Here is an 18,974-nt window from a genome sequence, read left to right on the forward strand (position 1 = left end):
GTATATTTATCAGCTAAATAAAACGTTTGCACTCTTGGTTAATGACTAAAGTAAAGTGCAAATTGAGAATCGATAGTGCAAATTTAGAAGGGATTTACCATGAAATATAGGGATGTAGCACGGGGCTGCTTAATTCGCGCTAATGCCATGTTACCGTCTAATAGCGAAGAGGTACTACGGTATGCGGCCCTTGAACTTAGGCAGTGTCTTGAATGTTTGATATACGAAAGGGCATGGTGCTACAAAAGCGTGCTGTCTAACGATGACCTCAAAGAATGGCAGCCAAGCAGACTTATTAAACGTTTGCTTGAGATTGCGCCATATGCTGACAGAGGGGTAAGGCTCACTATGGCCAGTAAGGAAGACGAGAACGACATTATAATGGATGAGACTGAACGTGTTCTATCGCGGAAAGAATTGAGTAAGCATTACCATAAGATAGGCTCTTATCTTCACGCTAGCTTTAACAATGATTTAGAACCTATCGCTCTTAATACCACCAGCGTTAATAAAACGTTGGAACGGTTAAGCATCTTACTGGATGAAGTGATCAATAGCCCTATCTCTAAACTCGTTCCTAAAGCAGGTCTTTTTACATTCGACTGCAAAAAGTGTGGTGAGCGCATTGGGTGTGATCCTGACTACACCGTTAGTAAGTTTAATCTGCACTGCTCAAACTCTAAGTGTTCAGCTTCATACGAAATTACTTTTGATGCTGTTAACCACCAGCTTAGTTACAGACCCGATAAAGTAAGTGCAACGTGCGCAAACAAAGGCTGTCTTAATCCCGTTTCTATCTGGCAGCGAGATATAAACCACGGTTTCAAGTTCAATTGTGATTTATGCAATAGGGAAAACGTAGTGGCTTACTCGATAAGCCTGTTTGATTAGTATTAGCAGACTGTTAATACTGAGTTACTTGAACATGTGTTTTTAAATAGGTTAACCTTACTCAGTTTAAAAAATACATAATAACTGTAAACGTTTTAATATATTTAAAGGGATTTTAAGATGCGTGATAGAATTTCCGCTGTTCCGGCTGCTTCGATCAATTCTCTAGAAGTTCACGAATTCATCTACCACATAATGATTCAAGGAACGAGTTTACCCGAATACCTTAAAGAAGTAAGTCTCACTTTTGACCAGCGTAAATTTTTTACCGAAATGATTCAAGAATGCACTAAAGGCACCCAGTACATTTTTGACGAGAGAAACAAAGAGGGAAAGGGTGAAGAAGAGTCGTTACTTTCTACATGGTGCAACGAGATAACCCAAGATCCTAAAAAATACTTTGAAAGTAACTCAAAAAAAATTGCAAAGGACTTCTTAAGATTCCATCCAAATACAGCGGTAAGTGGTATTCTTATTGTCTCAAGGGTGACAATGGAAATCGACGCTGAAACCAAGTCATTCATAGCTATCATCAAAGTAGACTACACAAAAGTACTCCAACAGATAAGAAACAAAAACGACAATTTGAAGGTTTCATTTAAGGAAATATCAGACTCACTCGCTGAAAATAAGAGTGCGATTCAAAAGCGAGCATTAATCGACGTAAATAATATTTTCAAATGGGACGCTCTTGCAGTTGAGCGTGGTCGCGTTGGGAAAAAGCTAGACAGTGATAAGGCTATTACAGATTATTTTGAAAGATTTTTGGGTGTTAAGCTTCTTGCGAATGACTCTGTTTACTCGCGTCGAGTACCATCTCTTGTATCGAAGTGGGCTGGTACTGTAGAAGGACTAAGTAAGAGCGAGGCTAAAGCTACTGCAGTGGCGCTTATTAATGCTCATGATGGGCAGGTTCTCTCAATGGATGATATCGCTGTGGCTGTGTGTGCTCACGAAAATGAAGATGTTCATAATGAACGACTTATATCTTTTAAAAATTTCATGGGTAGGGAAGAAAATGCAATGGAGGGAGTGCAGTTCGTTGCAAGACCTGCTTCCATTCCTGACAGTGACAAAGTTAACTGCTATAGAACCAATAAACACGTAATTGTAAAGTTTGAGGGTAGTCCAGAATCTAACGGTATAGAAATTACCTCAGACAACAAAACTGGTGAAAAACTTATTATAATTAGGGCAAGTAAGATTGATGAGCTCTCTTAAGGCTATATGCGATGACTTGGCTCTATTGCTAAAAAATTCACATAATTCTCAAGACAATTTAGAAACGCTTTTCGTCGAAGGCTACTTTAATGAAGAGTGTTTCAGTGTATTTAAGCGCCTTTTATCGCTATCAATTAGCGAAAGCTTTATAGAATCACTTTTCATAGATAATGAAAAATACGATTTTGAACACGATGACGAAGAATTTGATAAAGGCTCGGTTGACTGGTCAATAAATATTAATAAAGCCAAGCTGCTTGAGAAAACTGGCTACGACTCTAAGTTTACAGCTTTTGAAGAGTATCTATTCTTTTCAGATGATTTCCTTGATGTTGCTGAAAGAGACTTTTTCGGCTTCAGAAATCCTTTCGAGCCTTCATTACTTTCAGAAGACAAAGTCATCAGAATACAAGTGCATGGCCTAGATGTATCGATATCTGGAGAATATTTGAGAATAACTCCTGTAGACGATACCAACGTTTTTAAAAAATCGACACATCTCTATATTCCTAATCAGGATAAAATAAAGAGCACGATAAAGCTTATATCAAACTCAGCAATTCAAATTGCCCCGGCATTATTCGCTATAACTAAAGGAGATGTAGGTGATTCTAAGTTTGCGATTATTCGAAATGCATACAAATCTAGCCTTTTAGCAAGCTTGGCAACCTCTTTCTATTCACAGGGGGATATTAGCCTCGACGGGCTAAAACATCTCAGTGTAAATATAGGTTCATGGCGAAGTGAAGATCCGTTAGAGTGCAAAAATCTTGAAGAGCTGATTTCGTGGATTTATACAGGTGATGACTGTGAAACAAAGAAACAGCTAATAGCTGACAGATTAGCTTTAGAACTACCTCAAAAATTTAACCTCCAAGGGCTGAACGATTCTTTAATAATAGAAAGTCTAGAACAGGCCAAGTCAAAGTACAAATTCCTCTTAGCGGAAAGGAACGAAGATTATCGTAAAGAATTAAAGGAGCTATACAGCGACCTGAGAGATTTCTCGACAAAGCTTAATGAACTATGTGACTCGATCAGCAAAGGTCTTGTTACAGATGTTTTATCATTGTCGTTCATTTTTTCTTTAACGGTATTTTCACGAATTACGCTTGGTAAAAGAGAATTTATGACCGACAGCTCTATAGAGCTCATTTTTAAAGGTGTTGCTGTATATTTGTTAGTTTCTTTCGTCATGCGCTTTTGGAACGCTAACCAATCTCTAATTAACTCTGAAAGAATCTTCACTGATTGGTCTTCAAAACTTCATAACCACATTTCCAAAGAGGAAATAAAACAAATTAGTGAAAAACAATTGCTTCCACCTAAACAGCACTTTTTAACCGTTTACGTTGTTGTAGGTGCAATACATTTTATATTGGCAGTTTGTAGCTTTTTTTATAGAACTTGGTTGTATTAAGCTTACGTCACTATTTAGTAATCTGATTGAATCTTACTCAGTACTCTAACGAGAATGTTTTAGAATTTAAGCAAAATATTTTCTTATTAAAAGCTGGTTACTTATAACAAAAAAGTGAATCCGTTAAAGAGGTCCTAAAGGTAATTTTTGGTGCTACAAATGGTGCTACAAAGTCGAAGTTGTTATATTTATATCATTACTAATCAGTAGTTTGTGTTTTTGTTTTATCTCCGGCCCCGGGCACCATTTATCTACTCCCAATTCTCCAAACTTTAAATCAAAAAATTGATAAGACAATTGCGCTCTTTTATCACCAATTACTATGGTAAAATCCGTAAAAATTTTGGCAAAGACGTACCATCTTGAATTCTGTTATGTCACTTCGTTTAGACGAGTTATCTCGTGCTGAACGTCCATTCCACGCGCGTGGGAGTAAAGTAGTTCGCTGTGAGGCGTGTCTGCTTCCAACGCAAAACTGTATTTGTGAATTTAAGCCTGAGGCTGGCACTGATGTGGCGGTTTTGTTTTTGATGTACAAAGGCGAATATTATAAGCCTACTAATACCGGTCGTTTAATTGCGGATGTGGTTAAAGATAACCACGCATTCTTGTGGAAGCGCACCGAGCCAGAAGAGGCGCTATTGGCGTTACTTCGTAACGAAAAATATTTTCCTATCGTGGTATTTCCACACGAATATGCTGCAGCTGAACGTTGTATTGATACGCCACCATTGAATACTGGGAAAACGTTACTATTTATTTTTTTGGATGGAACGTGGCGTGAAGCAAAAAAAATGTTCGTGAAGAGCCCCTACTTGCATGACTTTCCTGTGTTGGGCGTGAGTATGGACGTAGCGTCAGATTATCTACTACGCGAATCTACCCATGATTTCCAACACTGTACTGCTGAAGTTGGTATTAGCGTATTAGACCTTGCGCAGCAGAAGCAAGGGGCACAAACCTTAGCGCATTATTTCAGTGTGTTTAGACGGGAATATTTAAAAGGTAAGCCGCATTTGCAGCATAAGCTTGCGTTTGCAGAGTCGCAGGTTAAAAGTAACATTTAAAAAGCGTCACTTTTATTTGCGAAAGTATTGTTTTACATCCACTATTTCATATTAACAAAACATGGAGAAAGCGAATGGCATCAGTTACTTTTCAAGGCAATACAGTTACGACAAAGGGTCAGCTTCCTGAAGTAGGTACATCTGCACCAGACTTTACCTTAGTGAAAGCAGATTTGGGTGAAGTAACACTGTCTGAGCTTGCAGGAAAAAATGTGATATTAAACATTTTCCCTTCTATCGACACGGGAACATGTGCAATGTCTGTGCGTAAATTCAACGAAGAGGCGGCAAAATTGGATAACACTACAGTTATCTGTGTATCGGCAGATCTTCCGTTTGCAGCGGGTCGCTTCTGTGGTGCTGAAGGTATTGAAAATGTACTTACAGGCTCGACTTTCCGCTCAAGCTTTGGTGATGACTATGGTGTTACCTTTGAATCAGCGCCGCTTACTGGGCTGCTGTCTCGTTCAGTAGTGGTTATCGATGCTGAAGGCAAAGTGGTTTACACAGAGCAAGTTGCAGAAACAACAGAAGAGCCGAACTACGACGCGGCTATCGCAGCTCTTAGCTAAGTAAATCCGCAACATAGGTTAGTTGGTTAGCTAACTATGTAATGTGTTTGAATACGCACCGATTTGTTTTATCGGGGTATTACAGGGCACTCACTGATGTGGGTGCCTTTTAGGAGAATGTAATGGCATCGGTATTGCTCTCAGTTGGTGAATTAGCCAATGTAATGCAACAAAAGCCGGTAACGCTTGTACGAGCGTTAATGGACGACCCCGTTTCAAAAACACCAGATACGCGAACGGCAATGGTTTTACCTGCGTCAGTCGACTTTGACTTAGATAGTGAAGGTAGCGATCACACTACAGGTCTCCCTCACAGTATGCCTTCTGCAAACGACCTTGCAATTTATCTTGGTAATCAGGGCATAACAGCGAACACACCTATTGCGGTATACGATACCCGTGGAATATATTCTGCGCCAAGGGTGTGGTGGATGTTAAAAGCGTTGGGCCACCAAGATGTTTATATATTAAATGGCGGGCAGCCTGCATGGGAAAAAGCAGCGCTGCCGGTTTCAGAACAACAACAATACGGAAAATTAACCTATCAAGCTACACCTAGGCCTGGTTGGTTCGCAAATTCCGGTGCAGTACTTCAGGCAATAAATACTGAAGCACAACTTGTTGATGCGCGCAGCGCGCCGCGATTCAAAGGAGAAGTGTCAGAGCCTCGTGAAGGAGTACGTTCAGGTCATATGCCTGGTGCGTTTAATATTCCTTTTGACACCTTACTCAAAAGCGGGCATTTTTTGCCAGTTGAGCAGCTTAAGGCTATTTTTGACCGCGCTAATATCGATTTACGCAAACCCATTATTTGTACGTGTGGTTCTGGCGTTACCGCCTGCATAATTGGTGTGGCGGCATTATTGTGCGGCGCTACTCAGGTTTCAGTCTACGATGGCTCTTGGTCAGAGTGGGGCGCTGATACTCAATATCCTGTGGTCAAAGATATGTAAAGAGTCGCGGCTTTTAACTAAGTAAATACACAACATGCTAATCGTATAATTAGCGCTATAATTACAGAGTAAGAACAACCTGATGCCATCTGATCAATCTCTACCCAATATTGTTATTCTTACCGGTGCGGGGATTTCCGCTGAATCTGGATTAAAGACATTTCGGGATAATGACGGCCTTTGGGAAAATCATCGCGTAGAAGAGGTGGCCACCCCAGAGGCTTTTGAACAAAATCCTAGCTTAGTTTATCGCTTTTACAACGCTCGACGTGCGCAGCTACAGCAAGACGACGTGAATCCTAATGCAGCGCATGAGGCGCTGGCCAAACTTGAGAAAGCGTTCGGTAGCAACCTGATGTTGGTTACTCAAAATGTAGATGACTTGCATGAACGCGGTGGAAGCCAGTCTGTTTACCATATGCATGGCAAGCTGCTATCGGCGCGCTGCGCTATAACCCAGCAAACTTTTGACTGGAGTGATAGTTTTGATCACACCACTAAATGCCCGTGTTGCAACAGAGTAACCTTACGACCGGATATCGTGTGGTTTGGTGAAATGCCCATGTACATGGAAGAGATTTACGATGCGCTTTCAAAGGCTGATGTGTTTGTTGCTATTGGCACATCAGGTAATGTCTATCCTGCCGCGGGTTTTGTTCAGATCGCTAAAGAAAGTGGCGCACACACCATAGAGGCAAATTTGGAGCCGGGCGTAACTAATGCATTGTTCGATGAATCGCTAACAGGCCCTGCTTCTCACATCGTCCCACAATGGGTTGATCAATTAATATCAAAGTACGCGCTGTAGGAGGCGCATAACATGCAGTATATGAATGAGTTTCTTACCATTGCGTTGGTACACCTTGTGGCTGTTGCTAGCCCAGGGCCAGATTTCGCGGTGGTTGTTCGAAACAGCGTGGCCTATGGCAGACGTATCGCCATGTACACCAGTATAGGGATTGGCTTAGCTATATTACTGCATGTGGCTTACTCGTTAGTAGGGCTTAGTGTGGTTATTGCAACTACTCCATGGTTATTCACCACGTTTAGCTATGCCGCCGCAGCTTATTTACTGTACCTTGCGTTTGGTGCGCTTAGAAGCGGGCCTGTAAAGCAGGACCAGGCGGTTAACGCTGAAAAGAAAACATCCCACATATCGGCAAAGCGCGCAGTTTGGATGGGCTTTCTAACAAATGGGCTTAATCCAAAAGCGACACTGTTTTTCCTCTCGTTGTTTACTGCAATTATTAGTATTGATACTCCATTTACAGTGAAACTTGGCTACGGTATCTATTTAGCTATAGCCACTGGACTGTGGTTCTGTTTTCTTTCATACCTTTTGAGCACCAGTAAAGTAGCCGAGCTTATTGGTAAAAAAGGGTATTGGTTAGACCGTGCGATGGGGGTGCTACTCGTCGGTTTAGCTGCGAAATTAGTACTAGGTTAACGTTTGTTTACCTTACAAACAGGCATTTGTTTTTGTGAATTGGTATAATCGCGCCGATTTTTCAAAAAGATAAGAGAGTTGTGTGAAAGACGTAAACCAAGACCGCCTGAACAATACGTTGTCTAAACAGTATCAATTTGATACCAAAGGTCTATTGCGCCGCGCTGCCGGTTTAACAAAGGCAAACTTTTCATCATTACTGCAGGGAAGTGTTGTTCTATTTTTGACGTTTGTCGTGTTAGGTGTATTTGCTCAGCAGTACATCACAATGAATGACGATGGGACCTACGTTTTCGAGCATCAGTCTATCATAGAAATTGTTGCAATCTGCATCGTTGCCCCGCTGTTGACGGGGTTGTATATGATGGGCGTTTTTGTTGCCCGTGGCACTAAAACTTCAGTATTTACCGTATTTCAGTTTTTCCCCTTGATATTTTTGCTGGCGCTAACTCAGTTAGTAAACAGTATTCTTGTTCAGCTAGGTATGATGCTGCTTATCATTCCTGGTCTTTACTTTTATTTAGCGTCGTCTTTTTCCTTAATGTTAGTCGCTGACAGAAAGTTAACGCCAATTAGCGCGATCATCCTGTCGTGTCGCGTATTTAATGCATACTGGACTCAAATCGCCAGCATATTTGGTGTGTTCTTTTTACTGTTTGTGTCGGTGCCGTTAACGCTGGGCTTTTCACTTATTTGGGTATTACCGTTTTATTTTAGTATGATGGGCTTGCTCTATCAGGAATTGATTGGCGAGCAAGGAGTGAGCACGGAAGCATCTGAAAACGATGTGAATGAGTCTAGCTTCGATGCATAAGCGTGAAACCTTTAAAATTGTTCTTATAACGCTGGGCGTATTGGCTGTAATCGTCATTAACGCCATAATTTTTACAAAGGACGAGCCGGATATTTTAGATATACCGCAAACGGTTGAAGCTAAAAAGCCGGTGCCTAACTTCTCTGCCTATACAGATGTAAAAGAGAAGAAAGAAGCATTTTTTAACTATTTACGTCCTGAAGTAGAGAAGCAGAATGCGTATCTACTTACGTTAAGGCATTACGTGCAAACCTTGTACAGAAAGGCGTTAGCTAACGAGACGCTCTCTGAAGAAGATATGGCAAGGCTTGAATGGTTAGAAGAGGAATATCGAGTTAAGCCAACACAGCCGCTTAAAACGAAATTGCTGGCGCTGCTACAAAAAATTGATGTTTTACCAGTCGAACTGGTACTTGTTCAGGCTGCAAACGAGTCGGCTTGGGGAACCAGTCGCTTTGCGAGAAAAGGCTATAACTTTTTTGGGTTGTGGTGCTTTTCTAAAGGGTGTGGCTTTGTTCCAAATCGTCGAAACGATGGGGCGTCTCACGAAGTAGCCAAGTTTGATAGCCTGTCCCGGGCGACGTACACCTATATGCGAAATTTAAACCGCCATGATGCGTACGCGGATTTACGTGAGATTCGCAGTAGACTGCGCGCTAATCAAATACCGATTACTGGTGTGGCACTCGCTGAAGGGCTTATGAATTATTCTGAACGTGGAGCCGCTTATGTTGAAGAGCTTCAAACTATGATCCAATTTAACGAGGAGTTTTTATCCGAATGATACGCGCGGCCTTATTTTTTGCTTCATCACTATTTGTGGGTGTAGCTAGTACAAACGTTGCTGCTGAAACGATAGATGTAGAGTACAGCCGTTTTTATAGCCATGTTAAAAAGCTAGATAACGAGGATACTCAAGCACTGCAGTTTGCTTTTGGATTTGTCCGTGTAGGTGAGGGGCGTTTGTGCGAAGTGAACGGGGCGTCTATCGTTACTGACAAGAAAACCATGCCGCTTACGGTAAGTGAAGAAGGGCGTTTTACTGTGCCAACTGAAAAAGCCCTGAAGCTTGCCAATGCACTGGTTCGCATTGATTTGAACGAACGCGCAAATGTGTGTGATATGTCGGTTCAATTAGAAACGAAACCAGAGTATTTAAAGCAGCACTACACCAAAGAAGACCTAACATTTCTGTATGCTCAGTATGAGGCGTTTTTTAATGAAATGGGAAGCTTCTTGTCTTTCATGATGCCTTCAGTAAAGGGCTTGATGATTCAGTTTGATGACAAGAATCTAGATTTCATCACACCACAAGGTGTGCAAATCAATAATGGTGTGTTGCATTTAGAACAAGATTGGATCGACGACGCAAAAGGCCTAACGCTGCCTCATGCGCCGTTACGTGTTACTGCTATGGCTTCAAGCTAAGCGCTTGTTATATTCGCGATTAGGTAAGTAGCTGATACCTAATTTGCTCTGCTAGACGCGCGATGGTTTCTTCACCCTTCGCGCATAGCTCTTCGGCTCTATGGAATTCCATAATGCCCACATCGGTAAGCTGAGGTTCAATAAGTATGTCTGGCGGATCGCCCGCTAGTCTTGAGCGAGTAACGCGTGCTTGAAGAATCTCAAGTGAACTGCTCATCACGCTCATAATTCCCGGCGGGTTGCGCTTATTCACTTTTGCGGGCACTTCGGTAAACTCTTCTTCCACTTTTTCAATCACATCAGAAGCAATGCCTTCTTCAGTTTTTAACTCGCCAGTGTCAGATAAAGCTTCGTCTTTATCTTCATTTTTCTCTAACGCTTTGTCTTCTTTACTATCAGGCGAAAACCATTGGCGTAGTACGTTTTGACTCTTCGTAAAAAAGTCCTCAGTTTTGCGCTGGTTTTCCTCGTGATCCTGCCTCAACTTTTCAAGACGAAGTGGTCGAAAATCGGCGTTAAGGTTAACCGCGATTACAAAATCGGCCCCTAATTGGCGACATAAGTTCACCGGTACAGGGTTTACAACGGCACCGTCTACCAACCAGCGATCTCCATGTGCTACGGGCGCAAAAAGTGCGGGAATAGCGCAGGATGCTTGAATGGTGTCTCCGATAGGACCAGAGTTAAACACCACTTCACGGCCGGTATAAAGGTCGGTAGCTACAGCCGCAAACGGCTTAAGCATGTCTTCATAAGTCGATTCACAAAACTCGCTTGCTAGCTTGTCGAAAACTTTCTGTCCGCTGGCAATACCGCCGCGTCTAAGTCCTACGCCCATAAGAGCAAGTACCTGCCAGTCGCTGAGGGAACAGGCCCACTCTTTCAATGCTTCCAGCTTGCCACTTGCATAGGCAGCACCAACATAAGCACCAATAGAGCAACCCGCCACCACGTCAATTTTAACGCCTAGCTTTTCCAATGCTTCAATTATACCAATGTGAGTCCAGCCCCTCGCGGCACCGGCACCTAAAGCAAGTCCAATTTTCATTTACTTCGGTTCCATGATGTTAACGACTTCAATAGCGTTGTCTTCATCGCTGAAGTTTGCGCTATTTTCAGTATTAAAAGTGGGTTGGTCAAATCCAATGTCACCATCCTCAACAGGCCCATCTTGAGTTGTGATCGCCTTAAAGTCATACAAATTACTGTCTACTAAATGTGAAGGCGCCACATTTTGGAGAGCACGGAACATCGACTCTATACGACCTGGGAAGCGACGGTTCCAGTCTTGAAGCATAGCCTTTATGTTTTGGCGCTGTAAGTTCTCTTGTGACCCGCAAAGATTACAAGGAATAATTGGGAACTCAGCGGCTTGAGAATATTTCTCGATGTCTTTTTCTGTGCAGTACGCCAATGGACGAATAACGATATGTTCACCGTTGTCGCTGACCAGTTTTGGCGGCATGGACTTAAGTTTGCCACCATGGAACATGTTGAGGAAAAACGTTTCTAGCATGTCGTCGCGGTGGTGGCCTAACGCAATTTTAGTAGCACCCAGTTCTTTTGCTGTGCGATACAAAATACCACGGCGCAAGCGAGAACAAAGCGAGCAGGTCGTTTTTCCCTCTGGAATTTTGTCTTTAACAATAGAGTAGGTGTCTTCTTCTACAATTTTGTAATCAACACCAATGCTTTCTAAATATTCAGGCAAGATATGTTCTGGGAAACCAGGCTGCTTTTGGTCAAGATTAACCGCAACGATATCAAAATGAATAGGCGCAATCTTCTTTAAAAACAATAGAATATCAAGCATGGTATAACTGTCTTTACCGCCAGATAAACACACCATAACTTTGTCGTTGTTTTCAATCATGCCGAAATCACCTATGGCTTTACCCACATTACGGCGAAGACGTTTCTGAAGTTTATTGAAGTTGTACTTTTGCTTACTTTGCGCAGCGTTTAAAGGCGACGCGTCAGCACTGCTTGTGCCTAAACTCATAATTAACTAGCTTGGTTTGTGATAAAGCCATCATTATACATTAAAGCGGCTTTTCGAGACCATGCTTGTGAAGTTAAATTTGTTGGTGACATACCGTGTTCGCCGCTAAGTAACGGCAAACACGGGCTATGTAGCACTGATGAAAAGACTACACCGACAACGGCGACACAAATCCATCTGGCTTAATAGCAAGCACATCGCAATTGAGTTCGTCGATCACGTGTTCTGCAGTGTTACCAATTAGGGCCGCTGAAATGCCCACACGGCCAACAGTACCAATAACAACCAGCTCTGCATCCAGTGTTTTTGCCACTTGCGGGATGACTTTTTCCGGAAGGCCTTCTCTTACTACACATTTGTTCTCAGGAATACCGTACTTTAACGCGTGACTACGCATTTCCTTTAAATGATGATTTTTTACCGCGTCATGATAGGTATCGGGGTCGAACTCAGGTACTTCTATGGCGATATTAAGTGGTGTAGAGGGGTAACTGTTGACCAAATTCACGCTACCTTTCAATAAAGAGGCGTAGTCGTTAGCAATGAGGGTGAGCTTATCGTTAAGTGCGGCATGCTCATCGTCTTCACTGCCTACGTTTACTGCAGCAATAATCTCTCCACCTTCTGGCCAGTCGTGCTCTTTAACGAGTAATACTGGGCGAGGGCATTTACGCATTAAATGCCAGTCGGTGGGGGTGAAAATAACAGAAGCAAGATCGTCGTGCTTTTTGGTTGCCTTTACCACTAAATCTATCTGATTGTTTAGGGTGTAGTAAATAATCGACTCATACGCGCGATTATTCCATTCTACAACGATATCAGTTTCAGTGAATCCTTGTTCTCTTAAGTGGGTGGCAAGCCATTTTGCATGCTCCTTTGTAACTGCATCGCGCATTGACTCGCGCTCATCGGGGCTAAGCATGGTCGTCATATCATAAGATAAGTCGTATACCACCATCATGGCGGTAACTGAAGCGCCTGTTTTTGAAGCGAGTTCATAAGCACGGCTTAGTGCAGGTTGATTATCGCGCTCGGCATCTACCACGGCCAGAATTCGTTTACACTCAATCATAACGTCCCCCTAACTACGAAACTTAGTAGCGGCTGTCGAAATCGAAGCTCTTTAACAGTTATTCATACTAACTATAAACGACATTAAGAAAAACGTAAGTTGTTTTAGATCAAGAATTTTAGCCGTTACATACCGCGCTAGGGCCATTTAGGGCCGCGAGTTTGGTATTTAGACGGTCGAAATCCAATATTGTAATAAGTTTGCCGTCTACTTTAATAATGTTGTCTTTCTGAAAGCGGCTTAGAAGACGACTGATGGTTTCGATGGTCAATCCTAAATAGTTTCCGATTTCATTACGCGTCATTGTTAGGTGGAATTCTCTGTTCGAGAAGCCTCGCTCTTCAAAGCGTTGCGACAGGTGTGAAATGAAATACAGCAAGCGCTCTTCGGCGGTGCGTTTGTTTAAAAGCATGATCATATCGTGATCTTGTTTTATTTCTGCACTCATAAAGCTCATGATTTGATGGCGAAGCTTTGGAAATTGTACCGACATTTCATCAAGAGTTTCGTACGGAAGCTCACACACCATGGCTGTTTCTAATGCAGACGTGTAGCTTTGGTGCATGTTCTCTCTTAATGCATCAAAGCCGATAATATCACCAGGAAAGTGGAAGCCGGTAATCTGTTCTTCACCTTCGGTATTGGTCACAAAGGACTTAAATGAACCTGTTCTCACTGCAAATAGCGAACGAAATTTATCGCCGGTTTGAATCAGCGTATCGCCCTTATGAAGCGGCTTTTTACGTTCAATAATATCGTCAAGAGATTCAATTTCTGTTTTGTTCAGCGCCACTGGTAAACACAGGTGGCTGAAACTACAGTTTTGACAGTGAATAGAAAATTGGCTTCCTTTGCTCATAATGCATGCTCTTTTAAAGAATACCCCACCATAATACACCGATTTTTAAATGATTGCCCCACAAACAAGATAAGCTGCATATATGGCCATTATTATGGCAATAATTTGTCTAAAATAGGTGTGCTGAAAACTTCGAATAAGATACTGACTACCAGCACTAGCGGCGAGTAAGGTGGGCAGAGTACCTAAACCAAAGAAAAACATAAGAGCTGCGCCTTCAACTGCAGTTCCTGCCGCTAACGACCATGTTAGTGTTGAATACACTAAACCGCAAGGAAGCCAACCCCAAATAAAACCATAAGGCAACGCACTTAAAGGGGTCTTAAATGGCAAAAAACGTTTTGATAAAGGTTGTAGTTTGGAAAATAGGCCTTTACCGGCATTTTCCAGCACCGTTAATCCTGTCCACCATTTGCCCAAATAACAGGCCAGTAGAAATAACATAATGCCGCTAAGTAAAGACAGCGCATAGTTGGCAAGCGGTATGTAGTCTGCGGTGATTTTACCAAGAGCCCCGGTTAAGGCGCCAGCCACCGTATAGCTAGTTATGCGACCTATATTGTAGGCAAGGGTATAGGGCACAGCTGAAGCACCTTTTGGAGATACCATTCTAAGCGCTGCAACTATTCCACCACACATGCCCACACAGTGAACACCCCCAGCTAAGCCTATAAGAAATGCAGAAAAGTAATTAATCTCTGCCATGAGGCGCTTGGCTTTTATCTATTATACTTTCTTGAAGTTGCTTGCGTTGCTCAGCAAGCTTTTTCTCTTCAGGAGGAAGGTCATCGTCAAATAGAATACTGTAGCCCTGACGGTCTAGATCCTCGAATTGATTAGTTTTCACCGCCCAAAAGAATATCACGATAGCGACAGCGACTATGATAATGGCGATTGGAATTAATACGTAAATAATACTCATGCTATTTGCTCAATAGTCGCGTTGAGTTTGTGACTACAATAATACTGCTTAACGACATACCAACAACAGCCATCCACGGTGAAAGTAGGCCAGACACGGCGAAAGGCAGAATCAAAACGTTGTAACCTACCGACCAACCAATGTTTTGTCTAATTTTTTGCTTCACTTGGTGTGCGGTTTTAATCAGTTCAGGTACAGAAAGTAACTGATCGCCAAGTAATATGACATCAGCAGCAGTTTTAGCAACGTCTGTAGCATTGCCTACTGCGATAGCCACATCTGCACTGGCGAGCACAGGCGCATCATTAATGCCATCACCCATCATCATTACTTTTGCCCCCGATTGCTGCATAGCCTGTACAGCATCGTATTTCTGCTCTGGTGTGAGCCCACCTTTAGCTGTTGATATTGGCAAGGAAGCGGTAAGAGCGTCCACGTTTTGTTGTGTATCGCCACTTAATACTGCAAGGGTGTGACTTTTTGCCAGAATATTTAAGGTTTCTTGAGTATCCTCTCGCAACGTGTCGCTTACCTCAAACGCCGCCATAATACGGCCCTTCACGGTGAGAAAGACATTGGCTGACGGATAATCCTTAAGAAGCTTTTGTTGTGATTCGTGGACACAAAATTGGGCAGAGCCCATTGAAAACAAGGTGTCGTTAATTTCACCGCTAATGCCGCCTCCTGGCGTCACGGTAAAATTAACCACATTGTGGATAGTAGGTCTGCTTGTGTCATTATCCGTACTATGGACGTTACTATCGCCAAGGGCTTTATTGGCACTAAAGGCTTTATTGTGGCTAAAGGCTTTTGCAATAGGATGTTCAGAGCGCGACTCTAGAGCACGGGCAATTGAAAGTGCACTGTCACTGTCTACACCGTCAGCATACCAGGCATTTGAAATGGTAAATTTGCCTTGTGTCAGCGTACCAGTTTTATCCAGTGCGATGGTGTCGATATCAGTGATTTGTTCGAGCGCATCGGCGCGTTTAAGCAAAATACCTTGCTTGTTCAACTTCGCCATAGCGCAAGTTAACGCTGATGGCGTAGCCAACCCTAATGCGCAAGGGCAGGTTGCTACCAATACTGATATGGTGATCCAAAACGCGTCGTCGCTCCCCTGATATGCCCAAAACCCATAAGTTAAGGCAGAAATCAGCAAGACAGCTGTTACAAAATATCGAGAAAAGTTATCAGCTATTTGTGCCGCTTTAGGCTTATTCGCCATAGCACTTGCTTGCAGCCTTACTATTTGATTTACCAGCGCATTTTTGAGAGTTTGTGTCACTTTAATGGTCAGGCTGCCGTCTTGACATACAGTACCACCATAAACGGTGCTATTGTTTGACTTGCGCACCGGATTAAACTCACCGGTAAGCATAGATTCGTCAACCGCTGCGTTCCCTTCGATCACCACCCCATCAATGGGGATCGTTTCACCCGGCTTAACCAGCACCACATCGTCAATTCTTAACTGCTTTGCCAGACACTCGGTTAGGCTGCCATCCGGCAGTAATTTGGTGGCTGAAACGGGTACATACTGCATCATATTGGCAGAGATCTGTGCGGCGCGATGACGGCTACGATGTTCTAAAAAGCGGCTGAGTAACAGCAGGAAAATGAACATACAAATAGATTCAAAATACACCTCGCCTTGCTCTAATACTGTAGAGCGAATTCCAGCAATGTAAGTACCGAATATGGCGAGCGTAACGGGTACATCCATATTAACTGTTCTTGCGCTTAGCGCATTGGCGGCGCCCACATAAAAAGTGCTGCCTGAATACAGCACCACAGGTGTAGTAAGCGTAAGGGCAACCCAGTAAAAATACTGTCGGGTTTCTAATTCAATAGCGCCAAACCAGTCAAAATACAGCCCAGTCATTAGCATCATCACCTGCATGGTCATAATGCCTGCTAGGCCAAGCTTTTTCAGAAAAGTCTTTTGTTCGCGTTTATAACTGGCTTCGTGTTCGTCGGGGTGAAATGGCGACCCAACATAACCAATGCGTTTTAGTGTAGAAAGAATCTGACTAAGTTTGATTTGAAAAGGTGACCAGGTAACCAGTGCTCGGCGCTCTTGAACGTTCACCGCAACTTGCTTTATCCCTTCAACTTTTGACAACTGCTTTTCGATAAGCCAGCCACACGCAGCGCACGTAATACCTTCAAGGGTCAATTGAATCTGTTTGTCCTGACCTTCTTCAAACACGAACTCTTCTTGAAGGGAAGGGTCATCATACACTTTGAGCTTGTCGAGTGTCTCTAGAATGCCATCGTCTGATTTTTGCGCTGGTTCGGTTCTAAACTGGTAATAGTCTTCAAGACCGTTGGTTACGATGGCTTCGGCCACGGCTAAACATCCAGGGCAACACATGTCGCGTTGCTGCCCTAATATCACGGTAGTAAATTTTCCATCGTCTGAGCCCGCAATAGGCAAGCCGCAATGGTAACAGTCGTGCTTGGCCATTATGGATTGAATTTCATTTTGCCAGAGTGGGGCAGATAGATGGTATTTTGTATTTTCCAGCTATCATCAATAGGGGTTAGCGATACGCGCCATTTACCATCAAGATCTTCTTCGACAAAACCGCGATAAATACCCTTAGCATCGCGGCTTAATAAAACGCTGACATCACGCTCTTCAAGCGTTACGTGATAAAAGCTTAGTTTAACCGCATTACCTTCTTGTGGAATACCTGAATGAAACTCTAGCGCTATGCTGCCATCTTCAATGGTTAAATCGGTAGTGATATTCTTGCGGCGGGCTATGGCCTCTTTGTCCAGACGGGCATTGATCGCTTTTCCTTCCTTGTAGTAGTCGTCCACCACCAGGCTATCTTCGGTGCTAATAGCAAGGTTTAACAACACGCCACCCATGATGAGTGTAATAATAGGTACGGCAATTAAAAACCAGGGCCAGAACTCTTTATACCAGGGTCTATTCATCGAAATCTTTCTCGTATTTACTTCACTAGCAACGTCGCTAACAACATATTTATTATTGCTACATCAGTTAATAACAATAAATATAGTGTTGGGGACGCAGGTCTAAGGCGCACAAAATGTGTTCGCAACGGCACTTTCTGTGTCGCTGTCTATATCGCTGTATTTTCTCATAAAAAAAGCCCCGTAGTAACGAGGCTTTTTAAGATATTTAATGATTTAAATCATTAATCATTTGAAAGGCTGTATACATACGCTGCAACAACGTGAATTTTGTCATCACCCAAGGTTTTCTTGAATGACGGCATTACACCGTTACGACCGTAAGTAAGCGTTTCTGTTACCGCTCTGTGGCTGCCGCCGTATAGCCAGATATTGTCAGTAAGGTTTGGTGCACCAAGTGCTTGGTTACCTTTACCGTCCATACCGTGACAAGCCGCACACGCTGCGAAACGTGCTTTACCTGCTTCTGCAAGCTGAGGGTCCACATCGCGACCGCTTAAACTAAGTACGTAGTTAACCACTTCTTCGATACCGTCTTCACCCATGGCATCTAGCCATGCTGGCATAGCCGCTTTACGACCAAGCGTAAGAGTTTCAACGATTTTTGCACCTGAACCACCGTACAACCAGTCGTTGTCCGTTAGGTTAGGGAAGCCGCCATTTTGACCTCGTGCATCAGAACCGTGACACTGAGAGCAATTTTGTAGGAACAAACGCTGACCTACTTTATTTGCTTCTGGGTCTTTAGCCAGTTCTTCAACAGGAACTTGTGCATACGCTTCGAAGATCGGATCGAACTTCTCGGCAGCGAAATCTAGTTCACGGTCATATTCTACTAGGTAGCCTTGCTCTTTAGCATCAATACGCGCCTGAGCTGACTCTTCTAGCGATTGAATATTTTGGTTAGAGCTCTTCCAACCCAAAATACCTTCAAACGCACCTAAGCCAGGATAAAGCGCTAGGTATAAAAAGCCCCAAACGATGGTCATGTAGAACATAATTGTCCACCAGCGAGGAAGTTGATTGTTCAACTCCTCAATACCATCGAATTTGTGGCCCATTGACTCACCTTCAGGTACGCCGGTCTTGTTAGCAAGGGTCCAGCGTAGAAGGAAGTAGCAACCAATGATTAACCCTAGAGTTATCACTGAAATCCAAATTGTCCAAAACATACTCATGAGTTCGAGACTCCTGCTAATCTTCTTTTGATTTTTCTTTTTCTTCGTCTGCAAACACTAGGTTTGCCGCTTCATCGAATTTTTTCTTGTTGCGGCTGCTAAATGCCCACCACACAACACCGATGAAGCTTACAAAGACGATGACAGTAAAAATGCTGCCTACAATTCCCTGGTCCATA

Annotated in this window: 21 protein-coding genes; 11 read left to right on the forward strand and 10 right to left on the reverse strand. The window is 43.0% G+C overall.

The genetic code is table 11. From position 1 onward, the window contains the following. Positions 1-99: 99 nt before the first annotated feature. From RJ41_RS10060 to RJ41_RS10110, 11 genes are all read left to right on the forward strand, one after another. Positions 100-891 (forward strand): hypothetical protein, encoded by a 792-nt coding sequence (locus RJ41_RS10060; protein ID WP_039220062.1) that lies wholly within the window; start codon positions 100-102, stop codon positions 889-891. Positions 892-1,011: 120 nt separating this feature from the next. Beyond that, the gene (locus tag RJ41_RS10065) at positions 1,012-2,112 is read left to right on the forward strand and encodes a nucleoid-associated protein (RefSeq protein WP_039220064.1); all 1,101 of its coding nucleotides are present in this window, start codon (positions 1,012-1,014) and stop codon (positions 2,110-2,112) included. Continuing rightward, entirely contained in the window at positions 2,099-3,532 is a 1,434-nt protein-coding gene (locus RJ41_RS10070) for a hypothetical protein (protein ID WP_039220066.1), read from the forward strand. Before RJ41_RS10065 ends, RJ41_RS10070 begins: the two co-directional genes overlap by 14 nt. Positions 3,533-3,906: 374 nt before the next feature. Then, positions 3,907-4,599 (forward strand): tRNA-uridine aminocarboxypropyltransferase, encoded by a 693-nt coding sequence (locus RJ41_RS10075; protein WP_039220069.1) that lies wholly within the window; start codon positions 3,907-3,909, stop codon positions 4,597-4,599. Positions 4,600-4,673: 74 nt separating this feature from the next. After that, positions 4,674-5,171, forward strand: coding sequence for a thiol peroxidase (tpx, locus tag RJ41_RS10080; RefSeq protein ID WP_039220071.1), 498 nt, complete (start codon positions 4,674-4,676; stop codon positions 5,169-5,171). Positions 5,172-5,293: 122 nt separating this feature from the next. Beyond that, the gene (locus RJ41_RS10085) at positions 5,294-6,124 is read left to right on the forward strand and encodes a sulfurtransferase (protein WP_039220073.1); all 831 of its coding nucleotides are present in this window, start codon (positions 5,294-5,296) and stop codon (positions 6,122-6,124) included. 82 nt (positions 6,125-6,206) lie between these two features. Further along, entirely contained in the window at positions 6,207-6,932 is a 726-nt protein-coding gene (gene cobB, locus RJ41_RS10090; protein WP_039220076.1) for a Sir2 family NAD+-dependent deacetylase, read from the forward strand. A 12-nt stretch (positions 6,933-6,944) separates the two neighbouring features. After that, positions 6,945-7,571, forward strand: coding sequence for a LysE family translocator (locus RJ41_RS10095; RefSeq protein ID WP_014949603.1), 627 nt, complete (start codon positions 6,945-6,947; stop codon positions 7,569-7,571). Between the two features lie 82 nt (positions 7,572-7,653). After that, complete coding sequence (locus tag RJ41_RS10100) at positions 7,654-8,385, forward strand: YciC family protein (protein WP_039220079.1); 732 nt, start codon at positions 7,654-7,656, stop codon at positions 8,383-8,385. After that, the gene (locus tag RJ41_RS10105) at positions 8,378-9,169 is read left to right on the forward strand and encodes a glucosaminidase domain-containing protein (RefSeq protein ID WP_039220144.1); all 792 of its coding nucleotides are present in this window, start codon (positions 8,378-8,380) and stop codon (positions 9,167-9,169) included. The genes RJ41_RS10100 and RJ41_RS10105 overlap by 8 nt, the downstream gene beginning before the upstream one ends. Further along, positions 9,166-9,813, forward strand: coding sequence for a DUF2987 domain-containing protein (locus tag RJ41_RS10110; RefSeq protein ID WP_039220081.1), 648 nt, complete (start codon positions 9,166-9,168; stop codon positions 9,811-9,813). Before RJ41_RS10105 ends, RJ41_RS10110 begins: the two co-directional genes overlap by 4 nt. 19 nt (positions 9,814-9,832) lie before the next feature. Here the strand turns inward: RJ41_RS10110 and RJ41_RS10115 are convergent, their stop codons facing one another. The 10 genes from RJ41_RS10115 to RJ41_RS10160 all read right to left on the reverse strand — a co-directional run bounded on the left by RJ41_RS10115 (position 9,833) and on the right by RJ41_RS10160 (position 18,973). Continuing rightward, positions 9,833-10,861: a patatin-like phospholipase family protein gene (locus RJ41_RS10115; protein ID WP_039220083.1), complete on the reverse strand. Its 1,029-nt coding sequence runs from the start codon at positions 10,859-10,861 to the stop codon at positions 9,833-9,835. Then, positions 10,862-11,815: a tRNA 2-thiocytidine(32) synthetase TtcA gene (gene ttcA / locus RJ41_RS10120; protein WP_039220087.1), complete on the reverse strand. Its 954-nt coding sequence runs from the start codon at positions 11,813-11,815 to the stop codon at positions 10,862-10,864. A 148-nt stretch (positions 11,816-11,963) separates the two neighbouring features. Further along, positions 11,964-12,887 (reverse strand): universal stress protein UspE, encoded by a 924-nt coding sequence (gene uspE / locus RJ41_RS10125; protein WP_014949597.1) that lies wholly within the window; start codon positions 12,885-12,887, stop codon positions 11,964-11,966. A gap of 118 nt (positions 12,888-13,005) precedes the next feature. Further along, positions 13,006-13,746, reverse strand: a complete 741-nt coding sequence (fnr, locus tag RJ41_RS10130; RefSeq protein ID WP_039220092.1) for a fumarate/nitrate reduction transcriptional regulator Fnr — start codon at positions 13,744-13,746, stop codon at positions 13,006-13,008. 45 nt (positions 13,747-13,791) lie between these two features. Further along, the gene (locus tag RJ41_RS10135; RefSeq protein WP_039220095.1) at positions 13,792-14,451 is read right to left on the reverse strand and encodes a sulfite exporter TauE/SafE family protein; all 660 of its coding nucleotides are present in this window, start codon (positions 14,449-14,451) and stop codon (positions 13,792-13,794) included. Then, the gene (ccoS, locus tag RJ41_RS10140; protein WP_039220097.1) at positions 14,438-14,668 is read right to left on the reverse strand and encodes a cbb3-type cytochrome oxidase assembly protein CcoS; all 231 of its coding nucleotides are present in this window, start codon (positions 14,666-14,668) and stop codon (positions 14,438-14,440) included. Before ccoS ends, RJ41_RS10135 begins: the two co-directional genes overlap by 14 nt. Before the next feature lies 1 nt (position 14,669). After that, entirely contained in the window at positions 14,670-17,138 is a 2,469-nt protein-coding gene (locus RJ41_RS10145) for a heavy metal translocating P-type ATPase (RefSeq protein ID WP_039220098.1), read from the reverse strand. Next, positions 17,138-17,617 carry a FixH family protein gene (locus RJ41_RS10150; RefSeq protein ID WP_039220100.1) on the reverse strand — a complete coding sequence of 160 codons (480 nt, stop codon included), beginning with the start codon at positions 17,615-17,617 and terminating at the stop codon, positions 17,138-17,140. Before RJ41_RS10150 ends, RJ41_RS10145 begins: the two co-directional genes overlap by 1 nt. Positions 17,618-17,841: 224 nt before the next feature. Then, entirely contained in the window at positions 17,842-18,795 is a 954-nt protein-coding gene (gene ccoP / locus RJ41_RS10155) for a cytochrome-c oxidase, cbb3-type subunit III (RefSeq protein ID WP_039220102.1), read from the reverse strand. A gap of 16 nt (positions 18,796-18,811) precedes the next feature. Continuing rightward, on the reverse strand, positions 18,812-18,973 hold the full coding sequence (locus RJ41_RS10160; RefSeq protein ID WP_014949591.1) for a cbb3-type cytochrome oxidase subunit 3: 162 nt from the start codon (positions 18,971-18,973) through the stop codon (positions 18,812-18,814). Between the last annotated feature and the right edge of the window lies 1 nt (position 18,974).

This window comes from Alteromonas marina, from assembly GCF_000808575.1.
In the GTDB taxonomy this organism is placed as follows: domain Bacteria; phylum Pseudomonadota; class Gammaproteobacteria; order Enterobacterales; family Alteromonadaceae; genus Alteromonas; species Alteromonas marina_A.